The organism is Neobacillus nitrireducens (genome assembly GCF_030915405.1).
Lineage (GTDB): Bacteria > Bacillota > Bacilli > Bacillales > Cytobacillaceae > Neobacillus.
Window position 1 is genome coordinate 1,468,285 of sequence record NZ_CP133262.1, and the last position, 17,003, is coordinate 1,485,287.

Annotated in this window: 17 protein-coding genes and 3 pseudogenes; 9 read left to right on the top strand and 11 right to left on the bottom strand. The window is 33.6% G+C overall.

From position 1 onward, the window contains the following. Nucleotides 1-10: 10 nt before the first annotated feature. Nucleotides 11-1,753, bottom strand: a complete 1,743-nt coding sequence (locus RCG22_RS06990) for a hypothetical protein (RefSeq protein WP_308106321.1) — start codon at nucleotides 1,751-1,753, stop codon at nucleotides 11-13. Nucleotides 1,754-1,819: 66 nt separating this feature from the next. Further along, nucleotides 1,820-2,056 carry a ferredoxin gene (locus RCG22_RS06995; RefSeq protein ID WP_308106322.1) on the bottom strand — a complete coding sequence of 79 codons (237 nt, stop codon included), beginning with the start codon at nucleotides 2,054-2,056 and terminating at the stop codon, nucleotides 1,820-1,822. 262 nt (nucleotides 2,057-2,318) lie between these two features. Here RCG22_RS06995 and RCG22_RS07000 point away from each other — a divergent pair, with 262 nt between their 5' ends. Then, nucleotides 2,319-3,632, top strand: coding sequence for an aminotransferase class I/II-fold pyridoxal phosphate-dependent enzyme (locus tag RCG22_RS07000; RefSeq protein ID WP_308106323.1), 1,314 nt, complete (start codon nucleotides 2,319-2,321; stop codon nucleotides 3,630-3,632). Between the two features lie 332 nt (nucleotides 3,633-3,964). Here RCG22_RS07000 and RCG22_RS07005 read toward each other — a convergent pair whose 3' ends face one another. Beyond that, nucleotides 3,965-4,117, bottom strand: a complete 153-nt coding sequence (locus RCG22_RS07005) for a hypothetical protein (protein ID WP_308106324.1) — start codon at nucleotides 4,115-4,117, stop codon at nucleotides 3,965-3,967. Nucleotides 4,118-4,954: 837 nt separating this feature from the next. Here RCG22_RS07005 and RCG22_RS07010 point away from each other — a divergent pair. Continuing rightward, nucleotides 4,955-6,163 (top strand): MFS transporter, encoded by a 1,209-nt coding sequence (locus tag RCG22_RS07010; protein ID WP_308106325.1) that lies wholly within the window; start codon nucleotides 4,955-4,957, stop codon nucleotides 6,161-6,163. 580 nt (nucleotides 6,164-6,743) lie between these two features. Next, nucleotides 6,744-7,133 (top strand): annotated as a pseudogene (locus RCG22_RS25425) (ATP-binding protein); the annotation flags it as partial. Nucleotides 7,134-7,192: 59 nt separating this feature from the next. On the opposite strand, the pseudogene RCG22_RS07020 reads toward RCG22_RS25425, so the two are convergent. Continuing rightward, nucleotides 7,193-7,273 (bottom strand): annotated as a pseudogene (locus RCG22_RS07020) (AAA family ATPase); the annotation flags it as partial. A gap of 17 nt (nucleotides 7,274-7,290) precedes the next feature. Here RCG22_RS07020 and RCG22_RS07025 point away from each other — a divergent pair. The 3 genes from RCG22_RS07025 (at nucleotide 7,291) to RCG22_RS07035 (ending at nucleotide 9,620) form a co-directional block, all read left to right on the top strand. Further along, on the top strand, nucleotides 7,291-7,566 hold the full coding sequence (locus tag RCG22_RS07025; protein WP_308106326.1) for a hypothetical protein: 276 nt from the start codon (nucleotides 7,291-7,293) through the stop codon (nucleotides 7,564-7,566). Nucleotides 7,567-7,750: 184 nt separating this feature from the next. After that, a complete protein-coding gene (locus tag RCG22_RS07030) occupies nucleotides 7,751-8,296 on the top strand; it encodes a MerR family transcriptional regulator (protein WP_308106327.1) in 546 nt (181 codons plus the stop codon). 124 nt (nucleotides 8,297-8,420) lie between these two features. Then, nucleotides 8,421-9,620 carry an IS256 family transposase gene (locus tag RCG22_RS07035; protein WP_308106328.1) on the top strand — a complete coding sequence of 400 codons (1,200 nt, stop codon included), beginning with the start codon at nucleotides 8,421-8,423 and terminating at the stop codon, nucleotides 9,618-9,620. 289 nt (nucleotides 9,621-9,909) lie between these two features. Here the strand turns inward: RCG22_RS07035 and RCG22_RS07040 are convergent, their stop codons facing one another. After that, nucleotides 9,910-10,170, bottom strand: a complete 261-nt coding sequence (locus RCG22_RS07040) for a hypothetical protein (RefSeq protein ID WP_308106329.1) — start codon at nucleotides 10,168-10,170, stop codon at nucleotides 9,910-9,912. Nucleotides 10,171-10,293: 123 nt separating this feature from the next. On the opposite strand from RCG22_RS07040, the gene RCG22_RS07045 reads away from it, so the two are divergent. Continuing rightward, entirely contained in the window at nucleotides 10,294-10,518 is a 225-nt protein-coding gene (locus RCG22_RS07045; protein WP_308106330.1) for a helix-turn-helix transcriptional regulator, read from the top strand. Between the two features lie 87 nt (nucleotides 10,519-10,605). Here RCG22_RS07045 and RCG22_RS07050 read toward each other — a convergent pair whose 3' ends face one another. Both RCG22_RS07050 and RCG22_RS07055 read right to left on the bottom strand, forming a co-directional pair. Beyond that, nucleotides 10,606-11,256, bottom strand: coding sequence for a SprT-like domain-containing protein (locus RCG22_RS07050; RefSeq protein ID WP_308106331.1), 651 nt, complete (start codon nucleotides 11,254-11,256; stop codon nucleotides 10,606-10,608). A 67-nt stretch (nucleotides 11,257-11,323) separates the two neighbouring features. After that, entirely contained in the window at nucleotides 11,324-11,824 is a 501-nt protein-coding gene (locus RCG22_RS07055) for a hypothetical protein (protein ID WP_308106332.1), read from the bottom strand. Between the two features lie 57 nt (nucleotides 11,825-11,881). Here RCG22_RS07055 and RCG22_RS07060 point away from each other — a divergent pair, with 57 nt between their 5' ends. Then, nucleotides 11,882-12,238 (top strand): hypothetical protein, encoded by a 357-nt coding sequence (locus RCG22_RS07060; RefSeq protein WP_308106333.1) that lies wholly within the window; start codon nucleotides 11,882-11,884, stop codon nucleotides 12,236-12,238. A gap of 869 nt (nucleotides 12,239-13,107) precedes the next feature. Here RCG22_RS07060 and RCG22_RS07065 read toward each other — a convergent pair. The 3 genes and pseudogenes from RCG22_RS07065 to RCG22_RS07075 form a co-directional block, all read right to left on the bottom strand. Then, nucleotides 13,108-13,797: pseudogene (locus tag RCG22_RS07065) on the bottom strand (Tn3 family transposase); the annotation flags it as partial. Nucleotides 13,798-14,083: 286 nt separating this feature from the next. After that, complete coding sequence (locus RCG22_RS07070) at nucleotides 14,084-14,245, bottom strand: YvrJ family protein (protein WP_098262499.1); 162 nt, start codon at nucleotides 14,243-14,245, stop codon at nucleotides 14,084-14,086. A gap of 72 nt (nucleotides 14,246-14,317) precedes the next feature. Then, complete coding sequence (locus RCG22_RS07075) at nucleotides 14,318-15,235, bottom strand: S8 family peptidase (protein WP_308106334.1); 918 nt, start codon at nucleotides 15,233-15,235, stop codon at nucleotides 14,318-14,320. Between the two features lie 205 nt (nucleotides 15,236-15,440). Between RCG22_RS07075 and RCG22_RS07080 the strand changes: the two genes are divergently transcribed. After that, the gene (locus RCG22_RS07080) at nucleotides 15,441-15,683 is read left to right on the top strand and encodes a hypothetical protein (protein WP_308106335.1); all 243 of its coding nucleotides are present in this window, start codon (nucleotides 15,441-15,443) and stop codon (nucleotides 15,681-15,683) included. A gap of 112 nt (nucleotides 15,684-15,795) precedes the next feature. Here the strand turns inward: RCG22_RS07080 and RCG22_RS07085 are convergent, their stop codons facing one another. Next, nucleotides 15,796-16,551 carry a phospholipase A2 family protein gene (locus RCG22_RS07085; RefSeq protein WP_308106336.1) on the bottom strand — a complete coding sequence of 252 codons (756 nt, stop codon included), beginning with the start codon at nucleotides 16,549-16,551 and terminating at the stop codon, nucleotides 15,796-15,798. Nucleotides 16,552-17,003 lie beyond the last annotated feature (452 nt).

Genomic DNA, 17,003 nt, shown 5'->3' on the forward strand with positions numbered 1-17,003 from the left:
CAAAAAATTATTATTTATATACTTCATCATACCATTTTTTGTCAAATGAATTTATCTTTACGTCTTTGTTTTCTATTGAAACAACATCTATTAATGCTTGATAATACTGTTTTAAATATGAAGAAAACTTTAATGATAATAAAAATTCTTCATGAGTAAAAGGAGTTCCCTTTTGTCTCATTAGCCTTAAGTCTGTAAAAGATATATACTCTTTACCTTTATATGTAATTTTTTCAGGTGATCTAATTGCATATTTAACTCCTGCATGTATATGTCCTTTATGATGTTGGTTGCTCCACTCTGTTGTATCAGGCATAACGGGAGGAAAGAAAAAATGTCGGTCAACTGGGATTTTATCATACGGTATGTTACCAGGAAGATAGTGCCACCCATTATATTGCATTCTTGCTGCAATTGATTTTAATATTCCAGAAAGAATCTTTTCCTTTCCCTTGAACATCTGTTTGATTTCAGAGCAAGGTACAACACAAGTGAAATAATCACTTTGTTCCCAACTACATGCTTGGTCGAAAAGTTCATTATCATTTGCATTAATAAAGGCATTTATATCTCTAATTCCTCTGGTCATACCTACATCTGAATTAGTTGCTTTTACGGCGCAATCCACTATATCTTGAAAAACTCTTTCAAGAGGGTGTATTATTCCTTCTTCAATACTCTTTGAATTTAAAATAGAAACTATTAAATCTCTAAATCCATTACAGACATTAGGGTATGCATTAAGATCTAACGAGTAATTTTCTAGCAATAAAACTTGTAATGTCGTATCAACATCGCTATCTTCATTATTCCCCAACAAAGACTTTGGCACAAACCTTTCTTCTTTATGTAGATTCAATCCGTTTATATGACGATAAAATACATATCGCTCTTGCATCTGTTTTCTTAACTCACTAACATATTTTGATTTCTGCTCTATGCCATGAACCACTTTTCCATTGCTAATATTTAGAGCATCCTGATAGATACTTATCTTTTCATCTAAAAAGCTATTTAGCGTTTGTGGAAGTAGTTGAACACCATTAAACTCCTCACCTCTAGCGGGGCCACCTGATTTAATTAACCAGTACATTAAGTATATGAAAACTACTTCTTTATCCTTCCACTCTATAACATCTTTTGTTTTTAACTCATCCAACATAAAATAAGTTGATTTCCCACCCATAACTTGTATTAAATTATTGCTCTGATAGAAGTTATTATATGTATATTCGTCAATATAAGTTAAAACCGGAGCCATATGATAGATTGTAAAATATACAAAATCTAGCATATCTTTTAATTTTTGTTGATTGTTATTTATAAACTGACCTCTAATTTTTTGGCATTCTTCAATAAAATATTTCCTTTTGATGGAAGTTCTTTTCTGTAGTTCCAAAGATTGCTTTGCATTTAAACTAATATAACCGATAGTAATAAACATATCAGTTTCAATATCTTTACTAATTGTCAACTTTCCATATGAAGTTAATCCCAACTTATAAACAAATGATTTTTCCTTTTCTAATAATCTGTATTCTGAAGATAAAGCTAATTTGTATTCATTAAAAATTTCAAAAAATTCATTCTGAAAAAAACTTAGACTCTTAATCCCAACATTATAGGGGATTCTATTATTAAGTGTTATAGCAATTTCAAAAAGTTGATTAGGTTTTTTCATTATTTCCTCTTGGACTTCCTCCAAAATACCATTAAATCCATTTTTGCGCTTAACTAAGGTAGCCTCAGTCAATTTTACCCCTCCATAAAATAATTATTTTGTTGTAACTGTCCTTAATATCAATATTTTCAAATAACTCTAATCCATATTAAAAGGAATATTAGACAGTTGTATTGCATCTGTTGGACAACCTTCATAAGCTTTTTCTACAGATTTTATAAAATCCTGTGGAACTTTTTTTAGGCCCATGTTGTTATCAAGGGTAACATAAGCTATTCCTTCGTCGTCATATTTGTAAACCTTAGGCGCATTTGTACCGCAAGCTTTACATGCAATACATAATTCTTGCTCAACGAAAGTATATCTTTTTTCCATTCAACCACTACTCCTTTATATTATTATAGTGTTACAGTATCACAGCGTTAAATTGATAAACTGTTAAATTGTTACAGTGTAATAATATATTGACAGATTTAATATTTCAATATTTTTACATAACATTAACATTAATTAGAAAAAAATATATATTTTTACTTTTAAAAAAATGATTTAAATATTATATTTAAGATATAAATCTTGCACATGAAATTTTTTATTTTGCTATTACCAATATATTTGGAAGGGATGTTCTATTTAAATGAACCCATTGGCAGAGAGTTTAAATGAAACGTTAAAAACCGAGAATCCGTACGTCTTAGAAATGCTATCAGATTTAGGGAAGAATTTTTATTATCCAAAGGGTATTCTTAGTCAATCTGCAGAAGCAAAACAAACCGCTCATAAGTTTAATGCTACAATTGGAATGGCTACAGAAGACGGTGAGCCTATGCATCTTAAGTGTATACAAGACACTTTATCGGAATATTCTCCAAAAGATCTTTACCCGTATGCTCCTCCTGAAGGTAAAAGGGAACTTAGGAGTGCTTGGAAAAAGAAGATGTTAAAGGAAAATCCCTCATTAAAAAATATGAATTTTAGTAATCCAATTGTAACTAATGCTTTAACACACGGCTTAAGTATAGCTGCTGATTTATTTGTTGATTATAATGATCCAATAATAGTTCCAGATAAATATTGGGGAAACTATAATTTAATTTTCGGATTAAGAAGAGGAGCGAAAATGACAGAGTTTCCATTATTTAATAATAATGGTGGTTTTAATACCGAGGAATTTAGAAAGTCCATATGGAGCCAAAAAGATTACGGTAAGGTCATTGTGCTATTAAATTTCCCTAATAACCCTACAGGATATACTCCTTCTGTAGAAGAGATTAATGAAATTTCTTCAATCCTTTTAGAAGCTGCAGAAAGTGGTATAAACATCGTTTGTATCATAGATGATGCATATTTTCAGCTATTTTTTGAAGACTCCATAAAAGAATCAATCTTTAGCTTGTTAGTAAATCTTCATCCTAGGATCCTACCAATTAAGATTGATGGTGCTACAAAGGAGGAGTATGTATGGGGATTTAGAGTTGGATTTATTACTTATGGGAATAAAAATAATAAGGTTTTAGAGGTTTTAGAACAGAAGTCAAAAGGTTTAATACGTAGCACTATTTCAAGCGCTTCACATCCAGCACAGACTTTTGTGCTGAAAGCAATTAATTCACCAAAGTTTTGGGAAGAGAAAAACTTAAAATTTGATATTTTGAAACGACGAGCTAATAAAGTAAAAAAAGTACTTTTAGGAGAACCAAGATATAATAATTATTGGTCATTTTATCCTTTCAACTCTGGATATTTCATGTGCTTAAAACTTTTTAAAATAGATGCCGAAGTTCTACGAAAACATCTCTTGAAAAAATACCAAATTGGAACTATTGCAATTAATTCTACTGATTTGCGTATAGCTTTTTCATGTGTAGAAGAGAATGATATAGAGGAATTATTTGAATGTATTTACCAAGGCATACAGGATCTTTGCAGTAATAGTGTGCTAATAGAGTAAATCATATTGTATTTTATTGAAAATCAATTAAGGTTATTTTATTCCAAAAAGAAAAAAGAGGTTATCTATAAGGTCCATAAAAATAGTTAAGAAGTTGGGGAAAAACGTTTCGTTTTTCCCCAGCTTCTTTTTCGTCCTTTTTGGTTCGAGGAAAGTAACCAGATGGATCCCCCCCCACTTTCAATTGGTTGTGCGAGTACCACAATCTGAGCTTCGCTACACAAAATAAGAAATTGAACGCGCATGTAAAATGGTGCTTTCTATGACTAAAAGACCGATCATTTTCATTTACCGAAGAGCACATAAAAAAACGAGACCCATTGGCGTTGTGTTTAACTAACTAAAGCTAATGATTTATTACTATTTTTCATCTTTGTTTTTCTGCTCCAACCAATCCCATATGTACCATAAACCTCGTCATGAAGAAATTCCTCTTCCTCATCTTTGTCTTTGGGCCTTCTTAGTGTTAATCCAAGAAGGGGCATATAACAGGAGTATTTATCAAGCATTTCCCAAACAAAAACCGGAATAAAGACGATTATAGGTATTAATTATATAGAGCAGATTTTTCTTCATTATATCAATTCCTGTTTTAAACATGGTTGCTGAAGAATGTTAACCTTTGTTCAAAGTTTTAGTTTTTAGCAAATGGGAAAGATAGTGTAATGAAATTGGAATAGAAGGAATGAAGAAATGGATGGTTTATTATCATCAAAGGAAATCATTACTCAGACCCAGAACCTACAGAACGAAGGCAATTCTCAACGGAAAATGAGCATAGAAGAAAGTAAAGTAGGTTAGAGTATCATCTTATATCAAGAATTAAACAACATGAATTTTGTAAACAAAGGGGGCATCCAAACTGGATGTTTTTTTCTATATGGAAGTTGATACCTATGTTTTTATAAAATAATCAAGGGGGGTGGAAAGGGTTCCTAAATCCATAAGCCTTTTGTATTTTTCAGTTCATAGACCCAGCGTCTTTGAATATAATTCCTATTTGTGGTTCAATGTTCTCCAATTCCTATATCAGAATATATAACTGTCACATAAAATGTGCTTTCTCGTTTAAGGGTATTTATTGGATCTATATAGAGTTTCTTGATTTTCGTTTGAAAACAGTTCAGCCCAAGGAGATTATAGGGTTTGGAATAAATTTTTGTCAATCTTCGGACTACCAATTCCATTATTTTCAGGCTTATATATTGTTTCATTTCCACGTCAAATTACTTTCGCACAAAAACTTAAAATATGTTATTATAGCATTGTTGCAATATTTTGGAATTATTTAACTAATGTGAAAAATCAAGAAAGGAGAAACAATGTTTAAATCCATTCGTTGCTTAAGATTAGAGACTAAAATTATCCTAATAGGGATAATGATTACTTACTTTAGTACCTTTATGCTTACACCATATTTAACAATTTTTATGAATTCTAACGGTTTTTCTGTATTTGAAATTGGGATAGTACTTACATCAGGTGTTATATTCCAACAAGGCTTTACCTTTTTTGGAGGATTAGTAGGAGATAAGTGGGGATACAGAGGAACAATAATAATTGGTATCTTAGTACGAATAATAGGGTATTTACTTTATTTAGTTGCAGGTAATTTCTATATGCTAATCATTGCTTCTTCTTTTTCAGGTATCGGTGGGGCGCTAATTGTACCATCTACTAAGGCGATTATTGCTTCATTAGAAGTAGATCATAGAACAGAAGCTTTTGCTCTAAGAAATACTGCTTTAAATATGGGGGCATCAATCGGCCCGTTAATCGGTGCTATATTGTATAAGTTTTCTTTTAACTTTATTTTTATTATAGTAGTTCTGACTCATTTATTTCTTCTTATATTAATATTAAAATATGTGAATAAAATTAAATCCGATAATGAAAATAAAAATATATTTAATGATTTTCAAACTGTTATCAAAGATAAAAGAATTATTTATTTAATGTTAGTTAGTATAGGTTTCTGGTTTTTGTATACACAACTTACTTTAAGTATTCCTTTATTTATAACAAATAATTTACAAAGTGAATATCTAATTGGCATAGTATTTTCAATAAATGCAATTTTAACAATCTGTTTGCAATTTTTTTTAATACAACTTACTGCTCAGAAATTTAGCAGCCTGCAAATTATATCTTATGGAATGTTATTTATGAGTGGAGCCTTTATTATTATTCCTCTGTTCTCCTCAAGTCTAGGGATATATTTCTTTATATTCCTTTTTACAATTGCTGAAATCTTAGTAGCACCAACTATAGATAATGTAGCAAGCACATTGACGCCAAGTAATAAGTTACTAGGTAGTTATTTGGGATTTGTATCTTTAGGATGGGCAATTGGAGGAAGTTTAGGAAACACTTTAGGTGGGTATCTATATAATTTATTCGATAAATTAAATCATATTTCATATTTATGGTTAATATATTCCTTAGTTGGATTAAGTACTGCTTTATTGTTTAGAAATAATTTTCTTAACGAAAAAGGCAAAGTAATGGTAAGAGCTAATAAGAGTATATAAAGAAAAAAAGGGGCTGTCCAGAAAGTGGGTTTTGGCTGATTTTCTGGAGTGCCTTTTCTATTTCTAAAAAAGCACAAAAAAAATTGTCTCTTCTAATAAGAGGAAGTTATCACACCAACATTTTATTAAGGACGTTTTTTATGTGCAATATTGCGTTTACTATTCAAAATTATACCACGTAAACTATTCTCCTCTTGAGGTAAAAAGAAGAAAATATTGTTTCAAAGAGACAATTATCCGTTACATTCAAACATCAAACACAACAAAAATCGTCATGTCCAGGTCATCTTCGATATCAAAAAACTTATCCCCGTGCATTATTTCTGCCGTGTGGTGGAAGGCCTCCGTTCATCCTTTTTGGTTACTCCCAAAAAGTGTACTCTTGCCTCGGCATCATGAATAACTTTTTCACCACGGCTTTGCCGTTTTGTTTCTGAAGCTCCTCTTGTTGTTTCCGACTTTTTGATTGCAAGGTTAAAATTTATTTATCCTGGATTTCAAATGCTATATCTACTGAATCTTGGCATAACAGTGTGAAACTTATGTTTAACTGCCAAACAACTCACTTTATTCCAGATACTTGGATCCCCAAAATTATCAGTTAGTAGAAGCAGATACAAACGAAGAATATTTACTAAAACTTTTTGAGAATGAGATCATCCACCTAGAGGAAAGGAAAGTAAATCTTCTACTAGGCCAAGCGACGTTGCCTAAAGTATCAGGGAAGCCATTTGGTTGGAAAGAAGTTCAGATGGCACCTGGACTTTCTAAGGAATATGTAATAAGCGTATCAACGCTTATCGCTTTGAATTTAATAAAAAATAAAGGTAAAAAAGTGAAGTTTTATACAGTTGCTGGTCTAGTAAATGCCCTCTTAGAGGCAAATGAGAAGGGATTATTAGGGCGATTCTTTAAACAAATTGAAAAGCTTGATCTATTAATACTGGATGAATTATGTATAGCTTTGCATAATTCATCTATGATAATCAAATTATATTTGAGCCACCGTTTTTCCAATGCACCTAGCTTGTGTTCTTCATTGGCCAAAAGGAGTTCTTCTACTAATTCGGCAGCTGAGATAAACTTAACCTTATAGCCATTTTTAATCATTTCAATGCCGAACCCCGTTGCTAGATAGTCTCGATATTCCAATACCTGAAAACCTGACTCCCGAAAAGATCAGGTACTTACAGAATCACCGGACAAAAGCGCTTATTGGACAATTAATTGTACAGCTCCTAAAAGATCCAACCTCAGAAATTAAAATAAATTCCTCTGAAGAGGAAAAAACCGTCATTAAAAGTACACAGGATGAAGAATCCGAAAAGGAATTTGTCGATAACGAAACACTACGAGAATTTACCCAAAACACCTTTTTGAATTTTGATGATGACGATGACTAAGTTAAGGTTTTCTTATTTGGCTTTCTAAGGTTTTTAAGAAATTTTTACCGTCCCCATTTTGAGGCGGTTCTTTTTTGTTGTGGCCATGAAGGATAAAAAGGTTGGCATTAAGGTAACCCATTGAGCGATAAGGAAGGATTTTACCGAGAATATCTAGAACTTTCATAAAGAGGTGATAAACGCTATGGAAAACGCTAATCAATTTGGCTATTTCGCTAAGGATGTAGCTTCCGAATTAGAAATAACCACTTCAACCTTGAGAAGATGGGCAATAGAATTAGAAAAAGAAGGCTATTCTTTTGAACGGAATGAAAAAGAACAGCGTATATATTATGAACGCGATTTTAAGGCGTTTAGAGAATTGAAAAAATTACTGTCTAATTCAGTCCCCTTTGTAGACGCCATAAAAGCAGTTGTATCAATGGATTTGGAGAATAAAAACGCCTTAAAAACGCCTAGCGTTTACACGGATGAAATGCGTTTATCAACGCGTGAACTAACTGAAATTGTAAATAAAGCAGTTAAGGAAGCCATCAAGGAAGAACGAGAAATGATGTTCCAAGCTTTCGAGAATAAAATGAATGATGTTGTAGAAAAAAGAGATCGAATTCTAACTCAACAATTGAAGCGATCATTTGAAGAAAGGCGATTAGAGATCGCAGCAGCACAAGAAGAGGAAGAAAAAAAGCAAAAGAACAAGGGCTTTTTTGCTCGTTTATTTGGCAAATAAAAAGGGGAGACTCAAAATTGTGCTCCCTTGAGACAGTGCGGAAAAAGTTGTGTAAATAAGTTTGAAATCAATCCTCCTTGGCGAGAATTAGGATAATAATTTTTGCTAAGGAGGATTTTTTGACATGAAACTACCAAAGGAATTAATCAAAGAAATTGTAAAGGAACAAAAATTCACAAGTACCAATCAAATCATGGAAACAATTAAAGAAATGTTTTCGGATATTTTGGAAGAAGTTCTTCAATGTGAAATGGATGAGCAGCTTGGTTATGAAAAACATCAACGCCGGAGTGATGAACCAAACAATTACCGTAATGGATCTACTAAACGGAAACTAAAAACACAATTCGGTGAAGTGGAAGTTGATGTTCCTCGGGATAGAAAGGGCTCGTACGAGCCCCAAATATTGGACAAATACCAACGAAATGTGGACGGTCTGGAAGAAAAAATCCTGTCTCTTTACGCTCACGGTATGTCCACTCGAGATATCCAGGAACAAGTAAAGGATCTCTATAATGTTGAGATTTCTTCTGAACTAGTTAGTAAGATTATTGAAAAAATTATGCCACAAGTAAATGAGTGGCAAAGTCGTCCGCTTGAAGCCTATTATCCTTTTATTTTTATGGATGCCATTCATTATAAAATTCGAGATAACCACCAAATTGTCTCGAAAGCAGCCTATGTTGTTTTGGGAATCAACAATGAAGGATACAAACAAATACTTGGTATCTGGGTTGGAGGAAATGAGAGTAGTAAGTTTTGGTTAGGTGTGTTGAATGATTTGAAAACGCGAGGAGTTAAAATCGTTAATCTTTTCTGTGTTGATGGGCTTTCAGGCTTTAGAGAAGCCATTCAGGCGGTGTATCCTTTTGCAGGTATTCAACGTTGTATCATTCACCAAATCCGTTCAAGTACCAAATATGTTTCTTATAAACATATAAAAGAGTTCGTTGCAGATTTAAAAAAGATATATACATCAATTAACGAAGAGTTCGCCTTAGAAAGACTCCTAGAATTTAAAGAAAAATGGGGCAAAGATTATCCTTCTGCGGTTAAGTCTTGGGAGGAGAATTGGGATATTTTGTCTACCTTTTTCGCATATCCGCAAGAAATTAGGAAAATAATATATACTACGAATATTATAGAAGGGCTTCACCGTCAATTTAGAAAAGTGACAAAGACGAAGTCCATTTTTCCTAATGATGATAGCTTAAGGAAAATGCTTTACTTGGCATCTCAAAATATTACGAAAAAGTGGACAATGCGATACCGTAATTGGGACATGATCTTGAGCCAGCTTGAGATTTTGAACCAAACATCATAATTGGGGACTCTGTCCCCAAACCCCTGAAGTTTATCGCTTTTGTTTTCCCTAAAACGGACAAAAGAAAACGGACAGCATAAGTCCGTCCGTTTTAGTGTAAAAGCCATAAAACCGCTCGGGTTGCACTTCTGCATTGCCCTATCCTGTTTTATGGTAAAAGCTTTTATTATTTTTAACAGTTAGTCATTTTCTATACCTATTACTTCTTGCCTTGCGAAGATTGTCAGATATTACTTACACAAGATTTTCCGCAGACCATCCCTTGAGCCATACATATTTTGGTTACTAGTTAGGAAGCTCTTATGTCTACATGGCGCTTACATTTTGTACACTGAAATAGGTTTGGCTGTATCTCTTTATGCCTTTTCAACTTCCTACAAGTCTGACAAGACAATGTCACTAATCGCCCCGAAGGCCCATTTACTACCATGTTTAATTCTGTTTCATTCTCTGCTTCAGCTAATTCCATTTCTTCCTCTTCGTTACCAGTAAATAAAGCATACGCGAAAAGCACAGTCACACCACCTGTAACAAAGCTAATCCAGCTCACAAGTCTTCCCTCCCACTCAGAACATAATTAAGCTCCCCTTTATTATTAATGACCAAAGCTTTATAAGCTGATTGGATGCAATATTCTTTTTGCAGCGCTGCAACCATTTGGGAGGAAAAGAAAATGAAATGGTTTGGGAAGGATAAACCAAGACTAGCAAAATACTTGGCAAGGCACGGATTAAGTCAAAAAGATTTAGAACAAGGATCCGGAGTATCCAGGGCTACGATTAACCGTTTATGTACCGATTCGGAACATCAACCTACAATTGGCACGGCTAAGAAGATACTTAATTTCCTTAAAAAATTCGATAGCAGCGTAACATTTGACGATTTTTTTGATATGTAAAAGGTGCCTTAAGAGCACCTTTTATAATGGATTTCAACTCGGATTGAATTGAAAAAGTGAGGTTTTTTAATGGTAGTCCAAAGATTTTTATTTTTCTTCTTCTAGTTGCTTATCACATTCTATACACTTTAGAGCAATACCAGGTTTCGTAGATCGAACAATTAACTCACATCCTGGACAAACCCATTTATAGGACGTTTTCTTTTTCTCTTCCGCTTCTGCTCCTTCCTCACTCCCTTCCGTTACACCTCCACTCCTACTCCTCCGAGCAATGACAAACACTATCTCATCAATGCCTAATCCCTTAATTATTTTCTTAGTTTCTTCTGTTAGCTTTGGAAACGCCCAACCGTATCGATCATCCTTCTCACTCGTAAAATAGAATCCCCGTCTTTCACATTCTTCCTTAAACCGTTTATTGTGGTAGGTGCCATTCCGTGAACAGTCTTGCACTCCGTTTATGGCGTTATAAAGATGAACCATTTCATGAAGCATCGTGTCCATTGTTTCCATGAACTCAATATCTAAATATTCAGCTCCAATATTCAACTCATATCGCTTGTTTTTTCCTTCTTTGTCTCTCCATACTTCATTAGTGGAACACCAGCCCATAGATTTTCTTTTTCCTCCACTTTGAATCGTGATGGCTGGTTCTGGAAGCTCCCCTTTAAAAAATTCCTCATTTAGTTTTTGAAAAGCAATATGCAATTCGTCAATCGCCTTTTGAATGTTAGCCATTTTTTACCCTCCAAAATTTGAATATTAATATTCAAAAAAGTTTGTTCGCTTAATTCGGACATAGAGATTAATTTTTAATTGATTTAGGCTGCTGGATAACCATATCTTTTTTAGCGGACTCTGCCATTTTTCCTGCAAGAGTTTGAATATAGGATTCTGTCAGTATAGCAGGATAGTATCCAATCCTTTCACGGATTAGATTTTCAAGGACAAAGCATTTCCGAGTGGCTTTTTCATATTCGCTAAAGGTGTGTTCCTCCGCTTCTATAAATTCGTCTGCCCCTTCTTTCATGGCTCGAATAAAAGTGTATCGTAGCTTATAAATGTCCGCTCGTTCCTTTCTAGCAAATTTCAAAAGGAATAACAGTTCAACTGTTGAATAACACATCAGTTCTGGCGTGCTTTTATTTAAATCAGACAAAGAAGGCTGTGAAGTTGGCAATAAGTTCTTTCTTTTCCCATTTTCCTGAATATCCTGACAGTTGATCTTCATTGAGCAAAAGGAACAATAATAATCATATGTATCTACCGGAACTACTTTACTTCCGCAATAAGGACACGTTTTCATTTTTAATTCATCCTCTCCTCTGTTTATTAATTACACTCCCAAAAGGTGTTGCTTTTAATGTTTTCCATCTTTTTTGGTTTCCTCCTTTTAACTTTTTTCCCTTTTGATTTGCGAAGCGATTCAGTTCCCCAAAGGGGGATTTTTTCCCCTTTTGCAAGTAGAACGAAAAACACGCATAGGCAATCGGTCAAGGGCGCTTTTAGCACAAAAGTTTTTTATGTTGCGATAGCGCCCTTAATAAAAAAGTTTTTGCCCCTTGACCGATTGACTAGCCGTCTTAGCTTTCAGCTGGAAAGGTTCGGGTGTCCTACCGGCTGGAAACTTAGTCGGCTTGCGCTGTTTTACGATTCGGAAGGCAAAAGGGAAAAATATCAATTAAAGCAGGCGTTAGCCTGGTATCCTTTAATCGTTTAATCGTTTAATCGTTTAAACTTTTAATCTTTTAATGCTTTATTCTTTTTATATTTTTTTAGGTTTTCGGCTCGTTCGGTATGGCCGATAGGTAAAGGAAATCGGAACCTAGGGGGAGTTTGACCGGAGGGAATTACTCCCCCTGGTTAGCCTTTCCTTTAATGCCGGAGCGACACGTAAGCGTAGCGTCAGAATGACAGAAAGCGTTCTTTGCTTTCTGATCAGTCTGTAGTGCTGCCGCCCTCATGCTCTCATTTATTATTTTTTTATTACTGATATATCTACTATGAACGCGTTTTTAAGGCGTTTAGAGAATGAAAGAAACTGATTAAAAAGTAGTTTTCTTTATAGACGCCATAAAAGCTGTCGTATTAATGGATTGAGGGTGTAAAAACGCCTAGCGTTTACACAGATGAAATGCGTTTATTAACATGTGAACAAAATCAAATATCCACTAACTGTAAACATAACCAATAATTGTAGTAATAGAGAATGTAGGATGTCTAAAAAGCGAAGATTTAAAAGAGGAATTGTTCAGAAACTTACCTTGATGATCTCGTTGTTTAGTAGTCTGAGTGTGAAGTTGAAGATGAATCCATAGACAATGATTGCTCCTATTTTGATTGCTTCATCAAAATTAAACACTTGTTTGTTCAAATTGGGTATACTCAAAATGAACAAATAGCGTAAAAATAAAAAGGGCCTTTAATATTAGACCCGTCTGTGCGTATAGATTGAAGAAGTTTCTGTATAAGCAACTAAACCTCTATTAGGGGTAGCTCCAACATTTTGACATAAAACCCACGGTAAGACAATAAATGGAAATTGAAAGCTGATTTATCCAACTCTAAGGAAAAATCAGCCCCTAATCTTTATATCCTTAATGGACGCAATTCATTTGAAGGTACCTTTTTTACATCAAATGTATATTCTCCTAACAAATTAATGTGTTCCCAACCTAATGGAGAAATGTGAGGTAATAACTCCTCTTTTGATAGTCCCTTAGCTTTTAATATCTTTGTGGCTTCTGTGAGATAAACTGTATTCCAAACTGTGATAGCATTTATAAGAATATTTAAGGCACTAGCCCGTTGAAGTTGATCTTGCAATCCTCTTTCCCGTAACTCTCCACGTTTCCCAAAAAATAAGACTCTTGCCAACCCATTCATAGCTTCGCCCTTATTTAATCCTCTTTGGACACGCCGACGTAAGGTTTCTTTGAAATATAGTCTAATATAAAGATTGTTTTTTCAATTCTGCCCATCTCACGCAATGCTGTTGCCATTTTATTTTGACGAGAATAAGACCCTAACTTTCCTAAAATAAGTGAAGCCGACACTTTACCTTCACGTATGGAATATGCTAATCGTAAGACATCATCATAGTTATCTTGAATAACCTTAATGTTGATTTTTCCTCGTAGAATGCTATCAATCTTTGAATAATCATTGGATTTATCCATGACATAAAGTTTAGAGTCTGATAGATCTCGCATTCTAGGAGCAAAGCGAAAACCTAATTAATCCAAAAAACTGATCAGTGTAACCGGCTGTATCCGTATAAGGGGTATAACCGAGATACGAGTAAAATTAGGTCATTAGATGGTTTTTTTCATTTAACTTTCAATATCAAAGTGTTTTCAGATCCTTTAAACAAAAATATGTGGAATACTGTAAACAAAAGATTGATGAAGAAATGCCGATTTTCCTCAAAGGAATCATCGGCTTTTCATTATTGGATAGGAGAACGCAGCGAATATAGTTTAAAGGTTATAGATTTATAGAAACCATAGGGATTCATTTCCTTACAAACTACTAACTCTAAGCGTGTACAAATATTCGACTACTATTATTTTTTTGTAGTATTAATAACTTCAGCCAATTGAATAATGACTTCTCCTAATTTTTCAAGTTTCTTTTCAAATCGGAGAAATAGATAAATTGTAATTGCTATTGGAAATCCGAAGTTTCCTAACAAAGCCACCCAAAGGGGAATTTCTGCAGGAGTCATTGTCTCACCTCTTCTTTAATAATTTTATTTAAAAAGAAAATTAGAAATTTATTTTTATAACACAAACCAAATTCATGATAAGTATAATGCTCCACATCCTTCGATTTCTTTATGTCCCAAATTCATAGGTTTTGTACTTTTGCATAACAGGGAAAATATCTCGCTTTCATTTAAAGTTTTCCCTTTTCTTCTTTCTTGATCTATTAACAAGGCGATTGCACCAGACACATGTGGTGTAGCCATTGAAGTGCCGGATAAAGCAATTAGACTCCCATTTAAATAAGATGACATTATCTCAACACCGGGAGCGTAAATATCAATTTGTTCATTTGTATTTGTAAAGGCAGTAATTTTATTATTTTTATCAATAGCTCCTACTTCAATCACTTCTTGATATGCACCGGGGTACAAATATTCTCTGCTAAAAATATTGCCATCTCCATAATTTCCTGCTGCGGTTACTATAGGTATTTGAGCCTTAACAGCTCTTTTTACAGCTTCATGCAGATCGGAATTGTCAATTCTAACTCCTAATGATATATTAATCACACCCACTTTTTCCTGATTTGGACCACGCCAATCAATAGAATAATGTATGGCTTCAATCAAGGATTTAACATCCCCTGCACCGTCTTCATTCAATACTTTTAAAGCAAGTATTCTAGCATCAGGTGCTATTCCTATTACTTCATTATCGGTACTATACTTTCCGGCGATAATGCCAGCAACATGAGTTCCATGGCCATTGTTATCTTTATAGATAGATATGTCTCCTTTATAGTCATTGGTAAAATTAAATCCATCAATAACCTGTCCTTTCAGATTCGGGTGTAAATCGTCTACTCCTGTATCAATCACTGAAACAATTACATTCTTACCGGTTATATTTTGTTTCCATTTATTATTAGCTCCCACCTGATTAATATTGGATAAATATAAATCTTTAAAATCCATCGTTTTTAATGGATATAGATGTATTCTATTGCTCACTTTAACCACCTCCTTTTTTAAAAATAAAGGGTGGTTAATAAAAAAAATTACAACCTTTTAAAAGTATATATACTGCTTGTAAACATTTTTTATAAGACTTTCAAATCATATATAGATATTTAGTCTTATTTTATTATATTAAATATAAAACCCTGCCATTATATGTTAATATTAGGTAAATAGTTGACAAAATGAGGTGAGCAGTATGTTACTTTTACTTATTCCATTAGTTTATTTTATTATTCTTGGTATATCCATAAAGAATGGAACATCTAAAACGCAATTACCTTCCTTAATTATTTTTGCACTAGGATTAATTATTACCTTATTTTCTAGGGGAAAAGGCTTTGAGTTGGCACCGATTACAACAACAGGTATAGCAATAATGCTAATTGCTATAATAGTTAGTTTTGTTACACTATTCGTAAAAAGACAAAGAGCACAATAGTACGAAAAAGGAGCAACTCAACAATAAAATCCCGTTGAATTGCTCCTTTTTTCAGTTTTTAAGGCAAGACCTATATATCACTTTATAGAGCTTAGAACAACCCCTTTGTATTCTAACAGAAGTAAAGTTGAATCATAGTGGAAGCAACACCAAATGGGTCTACCCGGATCGAACATGAGCATAGCGAATCATCACATGATGCATGTGTCCTTCCTTCGTAGTAGCAACAGTCATGAATTCGGCAGCAATTGTCTAAATCCGGATTATTAGGATTGTAAACATAAGGTCCATTACATCCATTTCCATCAATGTAACAACCCTTTCCGCACCATAAATATCCTCCCGTGACACACCCATCCCAGAATCCTTGAGCCGATGCCTCGTTAAACAAATCCCCCGGTTGATATGACTCATCTGGAACGAGGTCATCAAATTTGTCTAGACTTTTCTTCCAAAATTCCCGCATCTCTTGTTTTGTTAATGGTACCGTTTCATTCTTTTGTACCATCACATCAAGCTCAGGATGAATGATAATACGATTTAACTCAGTTCCTTGTTCTTGAATAGTGACACCGAATACTTTAGTACGTGCATCTGTACTATCATTAGTGGTAGCCTCCGTGTATTTGATGAATGCATCATCCATTACTTTAAATACCGCAGTTTGCACCGAATAAAAAATATTATCATTAACTGAGTCAAATTTTAATGGTTTTAACACATCAATAAGGGAAATTTTTGAGCCGTGAATGTTCTCCAATTCAGAAAGAATAGTTTTAAAGTCAGAATTGTTTAAGGCTCTTTCTTTTAACGATTGTATTTCCTTTTTTGTAAGGAAATCCCCTTTGACATTTTTTTGTTTTTCCATTTTTTTATCTCCTTTATTAATTATTTGTTGATGGCCATCTATTATTTAAAGAGATAAAAAAGGGAAGAAATACAACCCTTTTATAAAAATTATGAGTTATTTCCTATTTCCATATCGTCATTACCAGCTTTGAAAAGAGGAAGGTTGCAATTAAATTTATCAGATTTGGAGAAACAGTCTCGATAAAAGACACTTTTTCTGTAAAATTAAATAGAATAACATGATGCCAATTTGGAAATGTACCAATTGTAATAAAATCTATTAAACAGTATAAACTTACAGCTAAAACAGATATGTCTGTATTTTTTAAAAGCATCGTAATGAACAATCCTAAAGATGAAAAGAAACAACATTGAAAAAGCAAGAACGAAAAAAATGGGAGAAATGGTAGACTATACTGAAACCAAAGGGTGATACAAATAATAAGTAACAGAGCTGCATAAATTATCATG

Bases quoted from the DNA above. Each gene is read 5' to 3' on its own strand.
- RCG22_RS07045 (WP_308106330.1), top strand. From the start codon at position 10,294: ATGAAATGGTTTGGGAAGGATAAACCAAGACTAGCAAAATACTTGGCA.
- RCG22_RS07010 (WP_308106325.1), top strand. From the start codon at position 4,955: ATGTTTAAATCCATTCGTTGCTTAAGATTAGAGACTAAAATTATCCTA.
- RCG22_RS06995 (WP_308106322.1), bottom strand. From the start codon at position 2,056: ATGGAAAAAAGATATACTTTCGTTGAGCAAGAATTATGTATTGCATGT.
- RCG22_RS07070 (WP_098262499.1), bottom strand. From the start codon at position 14,245: ATGACTCCTGCAGAAATTCCCCTTTGGGTGGCTTTGTTAGGAAACTTC.
- RCG22_RS07055 (WP_308106332.1), bottom strand. From the start codon at position 11,824: ATGAAAACGTGTCCTTATTGCGGAAGTAAAGTAGTTCCGGTAGATACA.
- RCG22_RS07085 (WP_308106336.1), bottom strand. From the start codon at position 16,551: ATGGAAAAACAAAAAAATGTCAAAGGGGATTTCCTTACAAAAAAGGAA.
- RCG22_RS07030 (WP_308106327.1), top strand. From the start codon at position 7,751: ATGGAAAACGCTAATCAATTTGGCTATTTCGCTAAGGATGTAGCTTCC.
- RCG22_RS07060 (WP_308106333.1), top strand. From the start codon at position 11,882: ATGTTTTCCATCTTTTTTGGTTTCCTCCTTTTAACTTTTTTCCCTTTT.
- RCG22_RS07050 (WP_308106331.1), bottom strand. From the start codon at position 11,256: ATGGCTAACATTCAAAAGGCGATTGACGAATTGCATATTGCTTTTCAA.
- RCG22_RS07005 (WP_308106324.1), bottom strand. From the start codon at position 4,117: ATGCCCCTTCTTGGATTAACACTAAGAAGGCCCAAAGACAAAGATGAG.
- RCG22_RS07080 (WP_308106335.1), top strand. From the start codon at position 15,441: ATGTTACTTTTACTTATTCCATTAGTTTATTTTATTATTCTTGGTATA.
- RCG22_RS07035 (WP_308106328.1), top strand. From the start codon at position 8,421: ATGAAACTACCAAAGGAATTAATCAAAGAAATTGTAAAGGAACAAAAA.
- RCG22_RS07000 (WP_308106323.1), top strand. From the start codon at position 2,319: ATGAACCCATTGGCAGAGAGTTTAAATGAAACGTTAAAAACCGAGAAT.